The sequence below is a fragment of the Pseudomonas fluorescens genome (assembly GCF_902497875.1).
GTDB classification, from domain to species: Bacteria; Pseudomonadota; Gammaproteobacteria; order Pseudomonadales; family Pseudomonadaceae; genus Aquipseudomonas; species Aquipseudomonas fluorescens_BR.
Map to the genome: position 1 here is coordinate 1 of NZ_CABVHY010000154.1, position 1,110 is coordinate 1,110.

General features: G+C 59.2%; 1 protein-coding gene. It reads left to right on the top strand.

Annotated elements, in window-relative coordinates:
• The first annotated feature begins 306 nt into the window (after positions 1–306).
• Positions 307–1,071 (top strand): GntR family transcriptional regulator, encoded by a 765-nt coding sequence (locus F8N85_RS34380; RefSeq protein ID WP_150804824.1) that lies wholly within the window; start codon positions 307–309, stop codon positions 1,069–1,071.
• Positions 1,072–1,110: the final 39 nt, after the last annotated feature.

The following is a 1,110-nucleotide window of genomic DNA, read 5'->3' on the forward strand; positions in this document are numbered from 1 at the left end:
GCAGGCTGCGATCTTTTGATCTTGCTTTTGCAGATGTCCCTCTGGAATCAGGTCGTCTGACGGAAAAGATCGCAGCCTGCGGCAGCTCCTACGGGGGGAGGTGTTCGCCATGAGTTCTGTGTTCAAGCCTAAACTCAAACCTGGGTGAACGTTGCAATACAGCGGTGACCGCAAACTGCCGTACAGTCGTGTTTGCACCTGGGGTTGTGTACAATGTGCCATGTTTTTCCGCGATATTTGCCCGCGCGCTACCGTGTCGTACTACAGTCACGGTAATTCGTCGCAGTTTCCTCGACTCGAGTGCCCATGAACGATCAGTTGCAGCCCCTCAAGAAACAACCGCGAGCAGGCAAAGCCGGCCGCAGTGGAACCCAGGACGATATCGTCTACGCGCATATCTTCGAGGCCATTCTCGAACAGCGCCTGGCGCCCGGCACCAAGTTGAGCGAAGAAGCGCTGGGGGAAATTTTCGGGGTCAGCCGCACCATCATTCGTCGCGCCCTGTCGCGTCTGGCCCATGAGGGCGTGGTATTGCTGCGCCCCAATCGTGGTGCCGTGGTGGCCAGCCCGAGCGTCAATGAGGCCCGCCAGGTGTTCCTCGCCAGGCGTCTGGTGGAACGAGCGATTACCGAGTTGGCGGTGCAGCATGCGACAGCCGAGGAGCTGGCGGCGCTGAGGCAGATGGTCAACGACGAGCGCGACAGCTTCTCCCGTGGCGACCGTGGGGCGGGTATCCGGCTCTCTGGCGAGTTCCACCTGAAGCTTGCCGAAGCGGCGAAGAATGCTCCGCTGATCAGCTTCCAGCGCAGCCTGGTGTCCCAGACCTCATTGATCATTGCCCAGTACGAAAGCGGCAACCGTTCGCACTGTTCCTATGATGAACACACTCAGTTGATCGACGCCATCGAGGCGCGCGACGCGACACTTGCGGTGAACCTGATGATGCATCACATGGATCACATCGACAGCAAGCTCAACCTCGACGAAGAAAGCGCCTCGGACGATCTGCACGCGGTGTTCTCGCATCTGTTGCAGACCAAAAAGCCGGGTCGGACAACCGCCAAGCTCTGATTTGTTGGGCTCGCCGAAAAGATCGCAGCCTTCGGCAGC

Excerpts from the sequence above, each read along its gene's own strand:
- F8N85_RS34380 (WP_150804824.1), top strand. The coding sequence starts at position 307 with ATGAACGATCAGTTGCAGCCCCTCAAGAAACAACCGCGAGCAGGCAAA.